Annotated in this window: 20 protein-coding genes; 11 read left to right on the forward strand and 9 right to left on the reverse strand. The window is 64.3% G+C overall.

All coding sequences use genetic code 11. The features are described 5' to 3' along the window. Positions 1-26: 26 nt before the first annotated feature. Positions 27-995 (reverse strand): malate dehydrogenase, encoded by a 969-nt coding sequence (gene mdh, locus LB566_RS16320; protein WP_140492808.1) that lies wholly within the window; start codon positions 993-995, stop codon positions 27-29. A 235-nt stretch (positions 996-1,230) separates the two neighbouring features. On the opposite strand from mdh, the gene LB566_RS16325 reads away from it, so the two are divergent. After that, positions 1,231-1,659, forward strand: a complete 429-nt coding sequence (locus LB566_RS16325; RefSeq protein ID WP_224625143.1) for a GNAT family N-acetyltransferase — start codon at positions 1,231-1,233, stop codon at positions 1,657-1,659. A 61-nt stretch (positions 1,660-1,720) separates the two neighbouring features. Here the strand turns inward: LB566_RS16325 and zapE are convergent, their stop codons facing one another. The 3 genes from zapE to LB566_RS16340 form a co-directional block, all read right to left on the reverse strand. Next, the gene (gene zapE / locus LB566_RS16330) at positions 1,721-2,914 is read right to left on the reverse strand and encodes a cell division protein ZapE (protein ID WP_224625144.1); all 1,194 of its coding nucleotides are present in this window, start codon (positions 2,912-2,914) and stop codon (positions 1,721-1,723) included. 28 nt (positions 2,915-2,942) lie between these two features. Then, a complete protein-coding gene (locus LB566_RS16335; RefSeq protein WP_140550731.1) occupies positions 2,943-3,482 on the reverse strand; it encodes a protease inhibitor Inh/omp19 family protein in 540 nt (179 codons plus the stop codon). Positions 3,483-3,617: 135 nt separating this feature from the next. Continuing rightward, complete coding sequence (locus LB566_RS16340) at positions 3,618-4,061, reverse strand: VOC family protein (protein ID WP_224625145.1); 444 nt, start codon at positions 4,059-4,061, stop codon at positions 3,618-3,620. Positions 4,062-4,189: 128 nt separating this feature from the next. Here LB566_RS16340 and LB566_RS16345 point away from each other — a divergent pair, with 128 nt between their 5' ends. The 8 genes from LB566_RS16345 (at position 4,190) to LB566_RS16380 (ending at position 11,495) form a co-directional block, all read left to right on the forward strand. After that, positions 4,190-5,191 carry an MBL fold metallo-hydrolase gene (locus LB566_RS16345; protein ID WP_224625146.1) on the forward strand — a complete coding sequence of 334 codons (1,002 nt, stop codon included), beginning with the start codon at positions 4,190-4,192 and terminating at the stop codon, positions 5,189-5,191. Between the two features lie 85 nt (positions 5,192-5,276). Beyond that, positions 5,277-5,438 (forward strand): DUF1328 family protein, encoded by a 162-nt coding sequence (locus tag LB566_RS16350; protein WP_140550734.1) that lies wholly within the window; start codon positions 5,277-5,279, stop codon positions 5,436-5,438. 72 nt (positions 5,439-5,510) lie between these two features. Beyond that, positions 5,511-6,395, forward strand: a complete 885-nt coding sequence (gene dapF, locus LB566_RS16355) for a diaminopimelate epimerase (RefSeq protein WP_224625147.1) — start codon at positions 5,511-5,513, stop codon at positions 6,393-6,395. After that, complete coding sequence (gene mtaB, locus LB566_RS16360) at positions 6,395-7,720, forward strand: tRNA (N(6)-L-threonylcarbamoyladenosine(37)-C(2))-methylthiotransferase MtaB (protein ID WP_224625148.1); 1,326 nt, start codon at positions 6,395-6,397, stop codon at positions 7,718-7,720. Before dapF ends, mtaB begins: the two co-directional genes overlap by 1 nt. A gap of 12 nt (positions 7,721-7,732) precedes the next feature. Next, positions 7,733-9,565, forward strand: a complete 1,833-nt coding sequence (gene ftsY, locus LB566_RS16365; RefSeq protein ID WP_224625149.1) for a signal recognition particle-docking protein FtsY — start codon at positions 7,733-7,735, stop codon at positions 9,563-9,565. Positions 9,566-9,616: 51 nt separating this feature from the next. After that, a complete protein-coding gene (locus LB566_RS16370; RefSeq protein WP_140550738.1) occupies positions 9,617-10,291 on the forward strand; it encodes a septation protein A in 675 nt (224 codons plus the stop codon). A gap of 23 nt (positions 10,292-10,314) precedes the next feature. Continuing rightward, on the forward strand, positions 10,315-10,935 hold the full coding sequence (locus LB566_RS16375) for a pyridoxamine 5'-phosphate oxidase family protein (protein ID WP_140550739.1): 621 nt from the start codon (positions 10,315-10,317) through the stop codon (positions 10,933-10,935). 29 nt (positions 10,936-10,964) lie between these two features. Next, a complete protein-coding gene (locus LB566_RS16380) occupies positions 10,965-11,495 on the forward strand; it encodes an NADPH-dependent FMN reductase (protein ID WP_224625150.1) in 531 nt (176 codons plus the stop codon). Between the two features lie 3 nt (positions 11,496-11,498). On the opposite strand, the gene LB566_RS16385 is transcribed toward LB566_RS16380, so the two are convergent. Beyond that, entirely contained in the window at positions 11,499-11,705 is a 207-nt protein-coding gene (locus tag LB566_RS16385) for a tautomerase family protein (protein ID WP_013892236.1), read from the reverse strand. 24 nt (positions 11,706-11,729) lie between these two features. Further along, a complete protein-coding gene (locus LB566_RS16390) occupies positions 11,730-12,647 on the reverse strand; it encodes an SMP-30/gluconolactonase/LRE family protein (protein WP_140550741.1) in 918 nt (305 codons plus the stop codon). A 308-nt stretch (positions 12,648-12,955) separates the two neighbouring features. Between LB566_RS16390 and LB566_RS16395 the strand changes: the two genes are divergently transcribed. Then, positions 12,956-13,123, forward strand: coding sequence for a hypothetical protein (locus tag LB566_RS16395; RefSeq protein WP_140550742.1), 168 nt, complete (start codon positions 12,956-12,958; stop codon positions 13,121-13,123). A gap of 113 nt (positions 13,124-13,236) precedes the next feature. On the opposite strand, the gene LB566_RS16400 is transcribed toward LB566_RS16395, so the two are convergent. Together LB566_RS16400 and LB566_RS16405 are read right to left on the reverse strand one after the other, a co-directional pair. Continuing rightward, positions 13,237-13,830 carry a hypothetical protein gene (locus LB566_RS16400; RefSeq protein ID WP_224625151.1) on the reverse strand — a complete coding sequence of 198 codons (594 nt, stop codon included), beginning with the start codon at positions 13,828-13,830 and terminating at the stop codon, positions 13,237-13,239. A 44-nt stretch (positions 13,831-13,874) separates the two neighbouring features. Next, positions 13,875-14,492, reverse strand: coding sequence for a TetR/AcrR family transcriptional regulator (locus LB566_RS16405; protein ID WP_224625152.1), 618 nt, complete (start codon positions 14,490-14,492; stop codon positions 13,875-13,877). Positions 14,493-14,565: 73 nt separating this feature from the next. Here LB566_RS16405 and LB566_RS16410 point away from each other — a divergent pair, with 73 nt between their 5' ends. Continuing rightward, positions 14,566-15,849 (forward strand): MFS transporter, encoded by a 1,284-nt coding sequence (locus tag LB566_RS16410; protein ID WP_224625153.1) that lies wholly within the window; start codon positions 14,566-14,568, stop codon positions 15,847-15,849. 88 nt (positions 15,850-15,937) lie between these two features. Here the strand turns inward: LB566_RS16410 and LB566_RS16415 are convergent, their stop codons facing one another. Beyond that, positions 15,938-16,219, reverse strand: coding sequence for a hypothetical protein (locus LB566_RS16415; protein ID WP_140550746.1), 282 nt, complete (start codon positions 16,217-16,219; stop codon positions 15,938-15,940). Between the last annotated feature and the right edge of the window lie 133 nt (positions 16,220-16,352).

Here is a 16,352-nt window from a genome sequence, read left to right on the forward strand (position 1 = left end):
ATCGTCTCCGGATCAGCTGCTGGGGTTCACTTCGAGGCGAGCTGCGGCGCGATCTTGACGCAGGCCTCGGTCAGGCCCTGCACCGCTGCCACCGAGCTATCGAACATCTTCTGCTCTGGCTTGGAAAGCTCGATCTCGATGACGCGCTCGACGCCACCGGCGCCGATCACCACGGGAACGCCGACATAGGTGTTCTTCACGCCATACTGGCCGGAAAGATGAGCCGCGCAAGGCAGCACACGCTTCTTGTCCTTGAGATAGGCTTCGGCCATCGAGATCGCCGAGGCGGCCGGCGCATAATAGGCCGAGCCGGTCTTCAACAGGCCGACGATCTCGGCGCCGCCGTCGCGGGTGCGCTGCACGATCTGGTCGAGCTTCTCCTTCGAGGTCCAGCCCATCTTGACGAGATCGGGCAGAGGAATGCCTGCGACCGTCGAATAGCGGATCATCGGCACCATGGAATCGCCATGGCCGCCGAGCACGAAGGCGGTGACGTCCTCGACCGAGACCTTGAACTCCTCGGCCAGGAAATAGCGGAAGCGAGCGCTGTCGAGCACGCCGGCCATGCCCACGACATGGGTGTTGGGCAGGCCGGAAAACTTCTGCAGCGCCCAGACCATCGCATCCAACGGATTGGTGATGCAGATGACGAAGGCCTTCGGCGCATATTTCTTCAGGCCGGCGCCGACCTGTTCCATGACCTTGAGGTTGATGCCGAGCAGATCGTCGCGGCTCATGCCCGGCTTGCGCGGCACGCCGGCGGTGACGATGCAGACGTCGGCTCCCTCGATGCCGGCATAGTCGTTGACGCCGGTCAGCCTGGAATCGAACCCGTCGACCGGCGACGATTGCGCGATATCGAGCCCCTTGCCCTGCGGGATGCCTTCGGCAATATCGAACAGAACCACGTCGCCGAGGTCCTTGAGGCCGATCATGTGAGCGAGCGTCCCGCCGATCATGCCAGAGCCGATAAGCGCTATCTTGTTGCGTGCCATGTCAGGATAGTTTCCCTTTGTTCGTGACGTCGCTCAAATCGCTGACGATCTGATGACGGCGTCGAGGAAGAGACCGGAATGCTGCGGGAATCCCGCGAGATTTCGCCGCACCCAATAGCCCCGCCGCCGTGTAAATTCAAACGATTATTTTGGAGCGAGCGTTTTCAATCGGTTAGACTAACTGGGATTTACGTAAACGTAAAAATTTTGAGCTTGATTGGAGAGAATTTACACGATGAAGTTGGAGATCGTAAGACTTGAAGCCGGCGATGACGCCCTTGTGATGCAGGTCGCCGACGATGTGTTCGACGAACCGGTTAGGCCGGATCGCTTGGCAGCCTATCTCAGGGAACCCGGCCATTTCATGGTCGTGGCGCTCGCCGACGGCGTGACCGTCGGTCAATGCGCCGCCGTCATCCACCGTCATCCCGACAAGGTGACGGAGCTCTACATCGACGAGGTCGGCGTATCGCCGGCCTTCCAGCGCCAGGGCATCGGACGAAAGATGCTCGACGCGATGTTCGCGATCGGCAGGGAGAATGGCTGCGAAGAAGCCTGGGTCGGCACCGAGCCGGACAACCGTGCCGCCCGCGCGCTTTACGAGTCGCGCAAGGAACCGCACGGTCCAGCGGAAGATTTCGTGATGTATGTATACGACTTGTAGGGCTCCCATAGCAGGAGCCGTACGGATCAGCCTTCGAAGGACCCGTCGGCTGGTTCTAGGCTTACGCCTGCGCTTCGGTCGGCGTCGCCTTCGCCTTCCGCCGTTCCGCCCAAGCCTCCAGCCAGTCGCGGCTCTGCATCTCGATCAGCCGCGAAGCCGTGCGTTCGAACTCGAACACCTCGACGCCGCGCTTGGCTACATAGAGTTGCTGCGGCGGCGCCTCCGCGCTCACCACCAGCCTGGTGTGATGGTCGTAGAGCGTGTCGACCAGGAGGATGAAGCGTTTGGCTTCGTTGCGCCTGCCTTCACCCAGCACTGGTATGTGGTCGATAAAGACGGTCGAGAAGCGGTCGGCAATGACCAGATAGTCGCGCGCGCCGAGCGGTTTCTCGCACAGATCGGCGAAGGAAAATCGCGCGGCGTCGCCGGCGGCGCGCGGAACGGCCAGCTGCCGGCCCTTGACGGCAAGCGACGTCTCGGCCGTCGGCGCACCGCGCGTCATCGTTTGCCAGGCCGCGTCCAGCGCCTCATCGGCCGCCGCATCGGCAGGCGTGACATAGACCGGCGTACGGGCAAGCTTCTCCAGCCGATAGTCCTTGTCGGCATCGAGCGAGAGCACCTGCGCGTGCCGTTCCAATATGCCGATGAAGGGCAGGAAAAGCTGACGGTTCAGCCCGTCGCGATAGAGGTTCTCCGGCGCTACGTTCGACGTCGCCACCAGCACCACGCCGCTGGCGAACAGCGCCGAAAACAGCCGGGACAGGATCATCGCATCGGCGATGTCGGTGACCGAGAACTCGTCGAAACACAGCACCCAGGCCTGTTCGGCAAGCGCCCGCGCCACCGGCGGAATCGGATCGTCTTCCCTCACCGTGCCATCCTTGCGCTCCTGCCGGTGCTTTTGGATGCGGTCCTGCACCTCGGCCATGAAGTCGTTGAAATGCACGCGACGCTTGCGCCGCACCGGCAGCAGCTCGAAGAACAAGTCCATCAACATGGTCTTGCCGCGGCCGACGCCGCCATGGATGTAGAGGCCCTTGACCGCCTCGTGCGTTTCGCGCCTGCGAGCGAAGAGCCAGCCAAGCGCGCTCGATTTGTGCGCCAGCCGCTTCACCGAAATCTCTGATATCAGCCGGTCGAGAGCGGTGACGATCCGCTCCTGCGCCGGATCGCGTTCGATGGCACCGGTGTCGACCAGATGGTCGTAACGCTGCCTGACGGTCACATGGGTCTGGAGGCCGTCACGCAGATGCATAGGTCACGTCGTTGTCGAGGGGCTTGGCTTACCTTGTAAGCGAGATCGGCAGGCCATTGGAAGTCTGGCCGTCGAATTTCGAGCCGCCCGAGGAATAGAGCCGCGCCAGCGTGCCGCCGTTCTCGTCATAGAGGGTCAACTGCTTGCCGGCGACGTTCCACGACTTGATGCCGTCGATCGGCGCCGGGCAATGCAGTGGTCCGGCGCGGAAGCCGGCGCCGAATTTGGTCTGCGGCGTCGCCACCTTGCAGCTTTGGCCGGAAACGCTGGCGTTCCACACACCGGCGACACTGGCCGCGGTCAGGTCCGGCGCACCCGCCGGCGCCGAACCGTCCGGCGGCAAGGAGGCGACCTGGCTGTTCTGCGGCGCGGTCGGGAATTGCGACGGATCCGTGGTGCCGGGAGAAGCTGGGGGCGGCAACTGGTTGGCCGTCACCTGACCGGAGGGCGCCGGCTGCAGCGGCGCCGGCTGCTGGTCATCCATCGAGGAGAACCGTGAGGTTGAGCAGCCGCTCGCAACGAGCGCCGCCAGCGATACGGCCACCAGGCCGGTTTTCGAAAAAGTCATTCCAACCTCCGTCGGATCCGGCGGGGCTGCCGTCCGCACAATGTCACCCCCACCAAGATGGAGAAGGTGGCGAAATTTCAACCCGATATGGTTAAAATAGGGTTTGCGCCAAGAATTGTTGCAAATTTGTCGCAATCATCCTGCCAGCGGAGCGCTCGGTACGAATATATAGCCGTCCGGCCCGACGACATAGCTCTCGCGCAGGCCGTGCGGCTTATCGATCGCTCCGGCCAGCACGATATGGCCATGATCGCGCGCGGCGGCCTCGACCGCATCCGGGTCGGCGCCGTAAAGACGCAGCTCGATGCCGGCGCCGCGTGTCTCGGCGCCGGTGATCATCCGTGTCATGGCATTGCCGAGATAGGAATGGTCGGCGTGCAGCATGAACACCGAGCCCAGCAGCTCGATTGCCGCGAAATCCTCGTCGGCATAGACGATATCGGCGCCGAGCACGTCGCGGCAGAAGGCTTCCATGGCCGCCATGTCGCTCACCAGAAGGTTGACGCCGATGCCGCGCGCCAGTGAGCGGCCGAAATCCCCGGCTTTCATCCACGGTGTCCTGGTCCGCTTCATCGCCATGGCGTCGTCCTCCCTCGTCCGATCCTACTCGAGCCGGCAGCCCGGCCCTTGGCATTCGGCCGGCAAACGCTTGCGCCAGCCGGCACAGGGCTTATGTCTATCAAGACGAAATTCGCTGGAGCCGCAAATTGGCTGCGAGACCGAAAGCCGCCAATCGCTACTACAACGGCCCGCCCAGCGATCATTTCGACGGAACCTTGTTCTTCAATCCCGGCGGCCAGCCGCCGGCGCGTTTCGCCGATCTGCTGAAATGGCAGTTCAACGGCCAGCGCTCGAAATGGCCGGCCACCAATCCGAGTCCCTTTCCGCAGGCAAAGCCGCCCGCGCGTGTCGAGGGGGCCGGCCTGACCGTGACCATGGTCGGTCATTCCACGCTGCTGGTCCAGACCGCGGGCCTGAACATCCTCACCGACCCGGTATGGTCGCTGCGGGCCTCGCCGTTCTCCTTCGTCGGGCCAAAACGCGTCAATGTGCCGGGCATCGCCCTGGCCGACCTGCCGCCGATCGATCTCGTGCTGGTCAGCCACAATCACTACGACCATCTCGACATCGCGACGCTGAAGCAGCTCAAGGCCCGGCACGACCCGCTGGTGATGACCCCGCTCGGCAATGACGTCCTCATTGTCGGCGCGGTTCCCGGCATGCGGCTGTCGGCGCATGACTGGGGCGACAGGGTCGACATCGGTGGCGTGGCCGTCCATGTCGAGCCGGCGCATCACTGGTCGGCGCGCGGCACACGCGACCGGCGCATGGCGCTGTGGGCCGGCTTCGTCATCGAGACGCCGGCCGGCAGGATCTATTTCGCAGGGGATACCGGTTTCCACAACGGCATCAACTACCGGCTCATGGCTCACAAGCACGGCGGCTTCCGCTTCGCCATCCTGCCCATCGGCGCCTATGAGCCGCGCTGGTTCATGGCCTCCCAGCACCAGAACCCGCAGGAGGCGGTGCAAGGCATGACATTGTGCAACGCCGCCTATGCGGCCGGTTGCCATTGGGGCACGTTCCAGCTCACCGACGAACCGATCGACGAGCCGGCACGCAAGCTCGACGAGGCGCTGGAAGCCGAGGGCCTGCCGCGCGAGCGGTTTCGCGCCTTGCGGCCGGGCGAGGTCTGGGACGTGCCCTGACGAGTCCGGATGCGGCCGCGGAACCCAAGCGCTACCGGCGCGTTTGTGGACGGGGTCACATTCTATCGCTTCGCGAGGCATTTCCATGCTCAGATGGATCATCATTCTCCTGATTATCGCCGCCGCTGCGAGCCTGCTTGGCATGCCCGCATTAGCGGGTGCGGCCGCCACCGGCGCGCGCATCCTGATCGGCATCGTCCTGATCATCTTCCTGCTGATCCTGCTCGGCGTCTTCGCCGTCACCTGAAGGCGCGATGCACTGGTAATTCCCGCCCTTTTCCGCCATATAGCGGCAAACAGCACGGAATGACCGGAAGAAATGGCAGGCACCGCCCCCTTCGCCAAGATGAACGGCATCGGCAACGAGATCATCGTTGCCGACATGCGCGGCCGTGCCGACCGGGTGACGGCGGCGGCGGCGATCGCGCTCAACGCCGATGCCTCGACGCGGTTCGACCAGATCATGGCGGTCCATGACGCGCGGACGCCGGGCACGGCCTATTTCGTCGACATATTGAATTCGGACGGCTCAGGCGCGCAGGCCTGCGGCAACGGCATGCGCTGCGTCGTCCAGGCGCTGGCCGCCGAGACCGGACAAAAGACATTCACCTTCGAGACCGTCGCCGGGATCCTCAATGCGCAGGAACATGCCGATGGCTCGATTTCGGTCGATATGGGCACGCCGCGCTTCGGCTGGCGGGACATTCCGCTCGCCGAGGAGTTTCGCGATACCCGCATGATCGAATTGCAGGTCGGCCCGATCGACGCCCCGGTGCTGCATTCGCCCTCGGTCGTCTCCATGGGCAATCCGCATGCCATCTTCTGGGTCGACCGCGACGTCTGGTCCTACGAACTCGATCGCTTCGGTCCGCTGCTCGAAAACCATCCGATCTTCCCCGAGCGCGCCAACATCACCATCGCGCAGGTAAGCTCGCCCGACAGCATGATCATCCGCACCTGGGAACGCGGCGCCGGCCTGACCAAGGCTTGCGGCACGGCCGCCTGTGCCTCGGTGGTCGCCGCGGCCCGCACCAGGCGGACCGGACGCAGCGTCAGCCTGCTGACCCCCGGCGGCGGCACGCTGAATGTGGAATGGCGCGACGATGACCATGTCATCCTGACCGGCGCCGCCGAATGGGAGTTTTCCGGCAGCTTCGATCCCTCGAGCGGCGCTTGGGCGCGCGACACCGAAAGCGCGGCCTGATGCCCGCTCCTTTCAAGGACGGCGATGTGGCGAAGGGCCCCAATCGCATCGAGATGGTGACCTTCGGCTGCCGGCTGAACACCTATGAATCCGAGGTGATGCGGCGCGAGGCCGAAACCGCCGGTCTCGGTGCGCTGGCGGGTGGCGCCGTCATCTTCAACACCTGTGCTGTCACCGGCGAGGCGGTGCGCCAGGCCAAACAGGCGATCCGCAAGGCGCGCCGCGACAATCCTGAGGCTCGCATTATCGTCACCGGCTGCGCGGCGCAGACCGAGCCGCAGAATTTCGCTGCCATGGACGAGGTCGATCTCGTCCTCGGCAACGAGGAGAAGCTGAAGGCCAATTCCTATCGCGCGCTGCCAGATTTCGGCGTCAACGACAGCGAGAAGGCGCGCGTCAACGACATCTTCTCCGTACGCGAGACCGCCGGCCATATGGTCGATGCCATCGAGGGCAGGGCACGCGCTTTCGTGCAGGTGCAGAATGGCTGTGACCACCGCTGCACCTTCTGCATCATCCCCTATGGTCGCGGCAATTCACGCTCGGTGCCGATGGGCGCCGTGGTCGAGCAGGTCAAGCGGCTCACCGGCAATGGCTATGCCGAGATTGTGCTGACCGGCGTCGACATGACCAGTTTCGGCGCCGACCTGCCGGGCGCGCCGAAACTCGGCAGGCTGGTGAAGAGCATCCTTCGCCAGGTGCCGGACGTGAAGCGCCTGCGCCTCTCCTCCATCGATTCCATCGAGGCCGACGACGATTTGCTCGACGCCATGGCCACCGAGCCCCGGCTGATGCCGCATCTGCATCTGTCGCTGCAATCGGGCGACGACATGATTTTGAAGCGCATGAAGCGCCGGCATCTGCGCGACCAGTCGATCCGCTTCTGCGAGGACGTGCGCAAGCTGCGCCCCGACGTCGTCTTCGGCGCCGACATCATTGCCGGCTTCCCGACCGAGACGGAAGCGATGTTCGAGAATTCGGCAAAGATCGTCGAGGAATGCGGGCTGACCCATCTGCACGTCTTCCCGTTTTCGCCGCGCGAAGGCACGCCCGCCGCGCGCATGCCGCAGGTCCGCCGCGAAGTGGTCAAGCAGCGCGCCGCCCGCCTGCGCGCCGCCGGCGAGACTGCATATCGCCGCCATCTGTCGTCGCTCTCCGGAACGCGCCAGTCGATCCTGATCGAGCGCGACGGGCTCGGCCGCACCGAAGGGTTTACGCTTGCCGCGCTCGCCACCGGCGCGCCGGGCGAGATCGTTGAAGCAACAGTCACCGGCCATGACGGCGCCCGGCTGATCACGGCTCCGCTTGCCGCCCGCGCCGCCTGAGAAACGCAAGAGATGGCCGGGTTCTTCAAGAAGATATTTTCGTTCGGCAAGAAGGAGGTCGTCGAGGAGCGCGTCGACGAGACCGCCCCGCTGCCGCCGATCAAATGGGATCAGCTCGAAGCGCTGAAGCCGGCGGCCGAGCAGGCCGTTCCGGAATTCCTGAAGCGGGAGGAAACCCAGGCTCAGCCTGCCGTCGAGCCCGCGCCGCCCGAGGAGCCGACTCCCGAGCCTGCCCCGGCCATTCCGCCGGTGCCGGCGCCGGCCGTTCCGCCCGAGCCGGAACCGCTGCCGCAGCCGCCGCCGGAAGAGGAACCGGCACCGACGCCCGAGCGCCCGGAGCCGCCGGCCCCCGAGGAAGTTCCGACACCCCCGGCCATTCCGGAGCCTGCGCCCGAACCGCGGCCGCAGGAGCTACCGCCACCAGCGCCAGCCGAGCCGGAAATTGTCCCGTCGCGCCCGGAGCAGCTGCCGGAACCGGTACCCGTCGAAGTGCCGACTCCCGCCGAAGTTCCGATCGAGACACCGGCGCCAATCGAGATTCCTGCGACACCGTCTTCCGCGCAGCCTTCACAGGCCGGCGCCGCCCCTCATCCGCCTGCAGGCACCTTCTCCCCGTATAGTGACGGGGAGAACGAAGAAGCTGCAACGCCAACGCCTCCCTCTCCCCGTCATTCACGGGAAGAGGGTAAGGGTGAGGGGCAGCGCCGACCTGTCGAGAACCTGGCACCCAGTGCCGAAACCGCCGCCGAAATCTCGCCGCCAATTCGCCAGCCTGCGCCCATCGAGCCGCAGCCTGTACGCGCCGAAATCGCGCCGGAACCTGAGGCAGTTCCCGCGCCGAAGTCCACGCCCTCCCCCGTCAAGGTGACGGTCGCCAAAAAGGTGGAGCAGAAGGCCGAGCCGCAGAAGGCGTCGGAGCCGGCGCCGCGGCGCTCCTGGTTCCAGCGCATGCGGGACGGGCTTGCCCGCTCCTCGCGCGAATTGTCGGGCAACATTGCCGGCGTCTTCACCAAGCGCAAGCTCGACGACGACACGCTGCAGGACCTGGAGGACGTGCTGATCCGCGCCGATCTCGGGCTGGAGACCGCCTTGCGCGTCACCGATGCGTTGGCCGCCAGCCGCTACGGCAAGGATGTCTCCGACGCCGAGGTCCGCACCGTGATGGCGCAGGAGGTGGAGAAGGTGCTGACCCCCGTCGCCCTGCCGCTGGAACTCGACCTCAGCCACAAGCCGCATGTCATCCTGGTGGTCGGCGTCAACGGCACCGGCAAGACCACGACCATCGGCAAGTTGGCGGCCAAACTGACCGATGGCGGCCTGTCGGTGATGCTGGCCGCAGGCGACACGTTCCGCGCCGCCGCCATCGAGCAGCTCAAGATCTGGGGCGAGCGGACGAAATCGCCGGTCATCGCCTCCAAGCTCGGCGCCGATGCCGCCGGTCTCGCCTACGATGCCTTCGAGAAAGCGAAGGAAGCCGGATCCGACGTGCTGATCATCGACACGGCCGGCCGCCTGCAGAACAAGGCCGAGCTGATGGCGGAGCTCGAGAAGATCGTGCGCGTGCTAGGCAAGCTCGATCCGGAAGCGCCGCACACCGTGCTGCAGACGGTCGACGCCACAACCGGCCAGAACGCGCTCAACCAGGTCGAGATCTTTCGCAACATCGCGGGCGTCAACGGCCTGGTGATGACCAAGCTGGACGGCACGGCGCGTGGCGGTATTCTGGTGGCGATCGCGGCAAAACACAGATTGCCGGTCTATTTCATCGGCGTCGGCGAACAGGTCGACGACCTCGAACCGTTCTCGGCAAGCGAATTCGCCAGGGCGATCGCTGGCGTTGCGTAACGGCATGATCCCGGAAGTTGCCTCAACCGGATCGTGCGTAAGAAGGAAGATATGAACCCACCCATTCTCGAACGCGATCCGTCCGACCCGCAGAAAGAGAAGAAGGAAGGCGTCAACCCGCTGCTCAAGCTCGTTCTCGAGCTAGGGCCGCTGCTTGTGTTCTTTTTCGCAAATGCGCGAGGCGAATGGCTGACGCAGAAATTCCCGGCGCTGGCTGAATTCGGCGGCCCGATCTTCGTCGCCACCGGCCTCTTCATGGCCGCCACCGCGATCGCACTGGTCGCTTCCTGGCTGCTGACCCGCACCTTGCCGATCATGCCGATGGTGTCGGGCGTCGTCGTCTTCATTTTCGGCGCGTTGACGCTCTACCTGCAGGACGACATTTTCATCAAGATGAAGCCGACCATCGTCAACACGCTGTTCGGCGGCGTGCTGCTCGGCGGGCTGTTCTTCGGCAGATCTCTGCTCGGCTACGTCTTCGATTCCGCCTTCAGGCTCGATGCCGAGGGCTGGAGAAAACTCACCTTCCGCTGGGGCCTGTTCTTCCTGTTCCTGGCTCTCGTCAACGAGGTGGTGTGGCGGAATTTCTCGACCGATGCCTGGGTTACCTTCAAGGTCTGGGGCATCATGCCGATCACGCTTCTGTTCACCTTCAGCCAGATGCCGCTGATCCTGCGCCATTCACTGGATGACAAGGCCGGCGGCGAAGAGAAGGCGGGCAAATAAAGCTTGCAATATGGGGGAGTGCCATGGAATTCGTCACCACGCGCGAAGAGCTGCGGACGATCTACAAGACGCCGCGTCCGACGGATGGTTCGATCCGCAAGGAATTGAAGGCGCTGGACGGCCATTGCCGCTCCTTCATCGGCAAGAGCCCCTTCGTGCTGATCGGCTCCTCCGACGGCCAAGGCAATGCCGATGTGACGCCCAAAGGCGACAAGCCAGGCTTCGCCGCCGTGCTTGACGACAGGACCATCGCCATCCCCGACCGGCCCGGCAACAACCGACTGGATACGCTGGAGAACATCCTGCTCAATCCGTCGGTCGGGCTGCTGTTCCTCATTCCCGGCATGAACGAGACGCTGCGCGTCAATGGTGATGCCCGCATCACCGTCGATGCGGGTTTGCGCGAACGGCTGGCCGTCGACGGCAAGGAGCCGCAGAGCGTCGTCGTCGTCGCCGTCAAGGCCGCCTACATGCATTGCGCCAAGGCCTTCATGCGCTCCGATCTGTGGAAGCCCGACAGCTGGTACGACCGCGCCACGCTGCCGACGCTCGGCCAGATCCTGCGCGACCAGCTGGCGCTCGCCGATTCGGCCGAGGCGACCGACCGCTGGCTGGACGACGAATACAAGCAGACAATGTGGTAGCGTGCGCGAAGATTCGTCCGAGCGTCGCCTTGCTGAACCTCCTTGCCATTTCCGGCAGCCTGCGGGCGGCCTCCACCAATTCGGCCCTGGTCGCGGCACTGGCGCGGAACGCGCCAGAGAGCTGCCGCGTCGCCATCCATGAAGGGCTCGGCCTGCTGCCGATCTTCAACCCCGACGACGAGGGTGAGCGAACGCCATCCGAAGCATCCAGGCTTATCGATGCCGTCACCGCCGCCGATGGCGTCATCATCTCATGCCCGGAATATGCGCATGGCGTGCCAGGCGGCCTGAAGAATGCGCTCGACTGGCTGGTGTCGCGCGACGCCGCCGTCGACAAACCGGCCATGCTCGTGCACGCCTCGCCGCGCTCGCTCCATGCCCGCGCCGCATTGGCGGAGATCATGCGCACCATGTCGTTCGCGCTTCATGACGGCGAGCTGGAGATCGGGCTGCTCGGCAAGAGGCCGGCTGAGGTGGAGGCCGTCCTGGGAGGGCAGGCGAACGTGCTGGCAATGCGCGATGCGTTGTCCGCTTTCGCCGATTTCATTCGCGCGCGTTAGCGCCTACCCCTTCCTCAACGTCTCGACATCAGTCTTGCCGACGTACCAGTCGCGGGCATTGACCTCCTCGAAGACCACCCAGACATCGTCATTGCCGAGCCCGGTGGCGTCCATGATCGCCGCCGTGACTTTTTTGGCGATGTCGGCTTTCTTGCCGGCCGGATCGGCGGCGATCACTTCCTTGACGATGCGGATGTTGACGAATGGCATGACGTCCTCCCCTTATATTTCAGCTCAGTAGGTCTTGGCGCCGTTCACCATCAGCCGGACCATGTAGAGCGAGGTGGTGCCGGCGATGTAGAGACAGTTCAGCTTGGCGCCGCCGAACACGCAATTGGCGGTCACCTCGGGCACCTTGACCTTGCCGATCAGCGTTCCGTCCGGATCGTAGCAATGGATGCCGTCGGCGGCGCTGGTCCAGATGCGACCGGCATCATCGAGCCTGAAGCCGTCGAACAGGCCCGCGGTGCAATCGGCGAAGACTTTTTCACCCGAGACCTTCTTGCCGCCCTCGCCGACATTGAATACCCGCATGTGCGCCGGGTTCTGCGCGCCATGCGTGCGGCCGGTGTCGACGACATAGAGCTTGCTCTCGTCGAGCGAGAAAGCGAGCCCGTTCGGCCTGACCATGTCGGTGATGACGGCCTCGACCTCGCCCGTGCCGGGATCGACCCGGTAGACATGGCAGGCGCCGATCTCGCTTTCGGCCTTGTCGCCCTCGTAATCGGTGTCGATGCCGTAGGTTGGATCGGTGAACCAGATCGAGCCGTCCGACTTGACCACCACGTCATTGGGCGAATTCAGCCGCTTGCCCTTCCATTTGGCGGCGATGGTGGTGACCGAACCGTCGAACTCGGTGCGGCTGACGCGGCGCCCCGAATGCTCGCAGGTCACCAGCCGGCCCTGCCGGTCGACGGTGTTGCCGTTGGAATTGCCGCATGGCTGCCGAAACACGCTGACGCTGCCGTCAGTCTCGTCGTACCGCATCATGCGGTTGTTCGGGATGTCCGACCAGACGACATAGCGGCCTGCGGCGAACCAGGCCGGCCCTTCCGCCCATCGGCAGCCGGTGAAGAGCTTGTCCACTTGCGCATTGCCGTTGAACAGCCGCGCAAAACGCGGATCGAGAATTTCATAGTCGGCGGCGGCCATTCTTTCCTCCCGGTAACGTTGGCAATCCGGCGGCGATCAAGCCAGCAGGAGATCGATATGGCAAGGTCGGCGGCGATGACATTTCCGCAATTTGTAAGACAAAACGACAGGAACAGGCATTCCCATCACGCGAAGGGCAACGCGCCGGCGCCGGGGATGGCGTTCAGGCGCCATTAACCGGCTATGCACATAGCGCAATGGTGCATTGCAACATCTTCTTTTTGCGATGCACCATTCCTATGTCATGCTCCGTATCGATCAAGGGAGGAAGAACCGGCCGCCAAATGCGGCACAGAAGGAAACTCGCTATGATCCTCGACAGCCTCTTGACCCGCGCCCGCAGCAGCATTGCCAAGCGCAAGCACTATAACCGCCTCGTCGCTGAAATCGACAGCTTCTCCAGCCGCGATCTGGCCGATATGCGCGCCGACCGCTCGGAAATGCTTTATCAGGTCCACAAGCAGATCTACGGCTGAGCCCACAACAAGCAGATCCGCGCGCCCCGAGACACTGCTGTTCCCAGCGGCGATGACGAGGGCGCGTCAACCCGAAGCCTTTGACGCGCCGGCGAGCGGCGAACGCTTGTCCTTCAATTGTCGACGCGTCCGAAAGCCGGCACCTCGCCGATGACGGTGCGCCGATCCTTGCCGCAGGCGAAGGACCGTGCTTTCTCGTCGGCAAGCTTGCGCGCCTGATCGTTGGCAGCAGGATTTCCTGTAGCCAGCACCAGCGCGACCGTGCAGCCGTCGCGCGCATCCATTTGCGCGACCTTGGAGACGAGCAGCACGTCGGTGGGTTTCTTTTCGTCTTCCGGATTGCTGATCGAGCGGCGGTGAATGACCGCGAACGGCACCGTCTTGTCGCCGTCGGTCTCGATGCGCCACTCGATCCTGGCGCCTGAGGAATTAAAGCCGGAGAAACTTTCCCAGACCGATGTCATGTCGCCGCCGGGCGGGAAACCATAAAACAGCGATTCGCGCGCATCGTCATAGGCGATCAGCACCGGGTATCCACGATAGCCCGAACAGGCGAGGTCGGCCCAGTCGCCATCGCCGTCCCCGGCCTGCGCATAGGTGACGCAGTCGTTCTTCCAGTCGAGATCGGTGTAGGCGCTCGATATCTCGCCGGCATGCGCTGCCTGGCAGACGCTGGCGAGAACGAGCGGAAGAACCAGGCTGCGCATCGCGGACATCTCCGTTGAAGGTCGCAGCAGCCTATCGCCAAACACTATTTCTTCAAGCTCGCCTCGATCAGCAGATCGGCGTTCATGGCTACCGACGCCGCCGGGCCGCCGGCTCCGAACAACTGGCCGCTGATATAGGCGCCTTCGATCAGAAGCAGCAGACCATCGCCCAGCGTGTCGGCGTCGGCGGCATCCATCGCGGCGGCCATGGCGCGCAGGCGGCGGCGCAGTTCCTGCTTGTTGTCCTCGCTCACCACGCGCGCCGGATGGCCGCGCTCGGGATATTCTACGGCCGCATTGGTCATGCCGCAGCCGCGATAGTCAGGCTTCTGCGTGCGCTTGCCGACGCGGGTCAGGAAGGCTCGGATTTGCGCGCGCGGATCGCCGGGATAGGCGTCCACCGCCTCGTCGAAGCGTTCCCAGAACTCGAGATCGTATTGGCGCAGATAAGAGGCGGCCAATTCGTCCTTGGAGGGGAAGCTGCGATAGAGGCTGGGCTTCGTGACCCCGGCGCGCCTGACGATCTCGTCGACGCCGATTGCCCTGATGCCTCGCCTGTAGAACAGGTCGCGCGCCACGCCGAGTATCTTTTCCGCCGCCTTCGGCGGAGCCGACGCGTGAGCGCTGCTGATGGACGGTTCAATTTTATTGTCTGGTGGCATTCGCGGTCTCGGTTGACACTGTTACCGATCGGTACGTATACATGTTCCACCCTGCAACGTACCGGTCAGTAACATGCTAGCTCAATCCCGTCCGTTTGGCCAGCGCTACGCTTTCGTCGTGGTCGCCGTCATCTTTCTCTGCCTACTGATCGCGGCCGGCCTGCGCTCCGCGCCAGCCGTCATGATGCTGCCGCTGGAGGAAAGTTTCGGCTGGCGGCGCGACGTGGTGTCGCTGGCCGCCGCGGTCGGCATCTTCCTCTACGGCCTCACCGGGCCGTTTGCCGCCGCGCTGATGGAACGGATCGGGCTGCGGCGCACGCTGCTTGCCGCGCTTGTCGTGATGTCGGCCTCCACCGCGCTCAGCCTGCTGATGACCAAGCCATGGCATCTGCTGATCACCTGGGGCGTGTTTTCCGGCGTCGGCTCCGGCGCGGTCGCCACCGTGCTCGGCGCCACCATCGTCAACCGCTGGTTCAAGACCAATCGCGGTCTCGTCATGGGCTTGATGTCGGCCTCCAGCGCCACCGGTCTGCTGGTCTTCCTGCCGCTGCTGGCCTCGCTGGCGCAGTCAGGCGGCTGGAAGCCGGTCGTGGTCGCCATCTCCCTCGCGACGGCCTGTCTCGTGCCGCTGGTGCTGCTGCTGGTGCCGGAACGCCCGGCATCGATCGGCATGGTGCGCTATGGCGCGGAAGCCGACGACGTGCCGCCGGTACCGCCGGCGGCACAAGGCAACTTCCTGACCCACACGCTGACCACGCTGCGCCGCGCCGCCGGCACGCGCGTCTTCTGGTATCTGTTCGCCACCTTCTTCGTCTGCGGTTTCACCACCAACGGACTGGTCGGCACACATCTCATCGCGTTTTGCGGCGACATGGGCATCAACGAGGTGCAAGCGGCCGGCCTGCTGTCGATGATGGGCATTTTCGACCTGATCGGCACCACACTGTCGGGCTGGCTCACCGACCGTTTCGATCCGCGCAAGCTGCTCGGCGTCTATTATGCGATCCGCGGCCTTTCGCTGATCTATCTGCCCTATTCCGGCTTCTCGGCGACCAGCCTGATCATCTTCGCCGTGCTTTACGGCCTCGACTGGATCGCCACCGTGCCGCCGACGTTGCGGCTCGCCAATGAAGCCTTCGGCGACCGCAGCGGCCCGATCGTGTTCGGCTGGATCGTCGCCGGCCACCAGGTGGGCGCGGCAACCGCCGCCTTCTTCGGCGGCACCATGCGCGAACTGCAGGGCAATTACGAACTGGCATTCCTGATCGCCGGCATGACCGCAATTGCCGCCGCCTGTATCTCGCTCCTGATCAACACCAGCCGGCCGGCGTTCGACCCGGAGCCGCAGGCGGCATAATGCGCCTTCGAACGAGGGTGCCGTCGGCCAGATAGGCGATCTTTCGATAAGGGCGAGATTGGCGGCTTCGCCGACGGCGCGCAGCCGATCAGTCTGGATAGCAGACCGTCGGGACGTTGGGCCAAACCGCGCTATCGCAGTTGGCGCTTTCCTGCCTTTGCTTGAAGGCCGCGCTGACCGGTCCCGTTACGACCGGGTCGACGCCATCGGGCGCATCCGCAAAGACCTGTTCTGCGCTCGGGATATCGTTCGGCAGAGCGGGCCGCGCTTCCTTGAGCGTCGCCGCGGATTGGGCGGCGCCGGCAGCCAGCAGCACGGCGAGGGCCGCGGTTGCGAGAATCGGCCGAAATTTGACGACTGCGTTGGTCATGGTGTTCGAACTGCCCGGGCCCGCAAAAGGTTCCCGCCTTGGTTAACAAAACCATTTCACATGGCGATGCTTAAGATTTGATGATTATTTGGTGTCGCGCTTCCTCTTTCGCAATTGCGAAAAACCCTGTATG

Source organism: Mesorhizobium sp. CA13, assembly GCF_020165235.1.
In the GTDB taxonomy this organism is placed as follows: Bacteria; Pseudomonadota; Alphaproteobacteria; order Rhizobiales; family Rhizobiaceae; genus Mesorhizobium.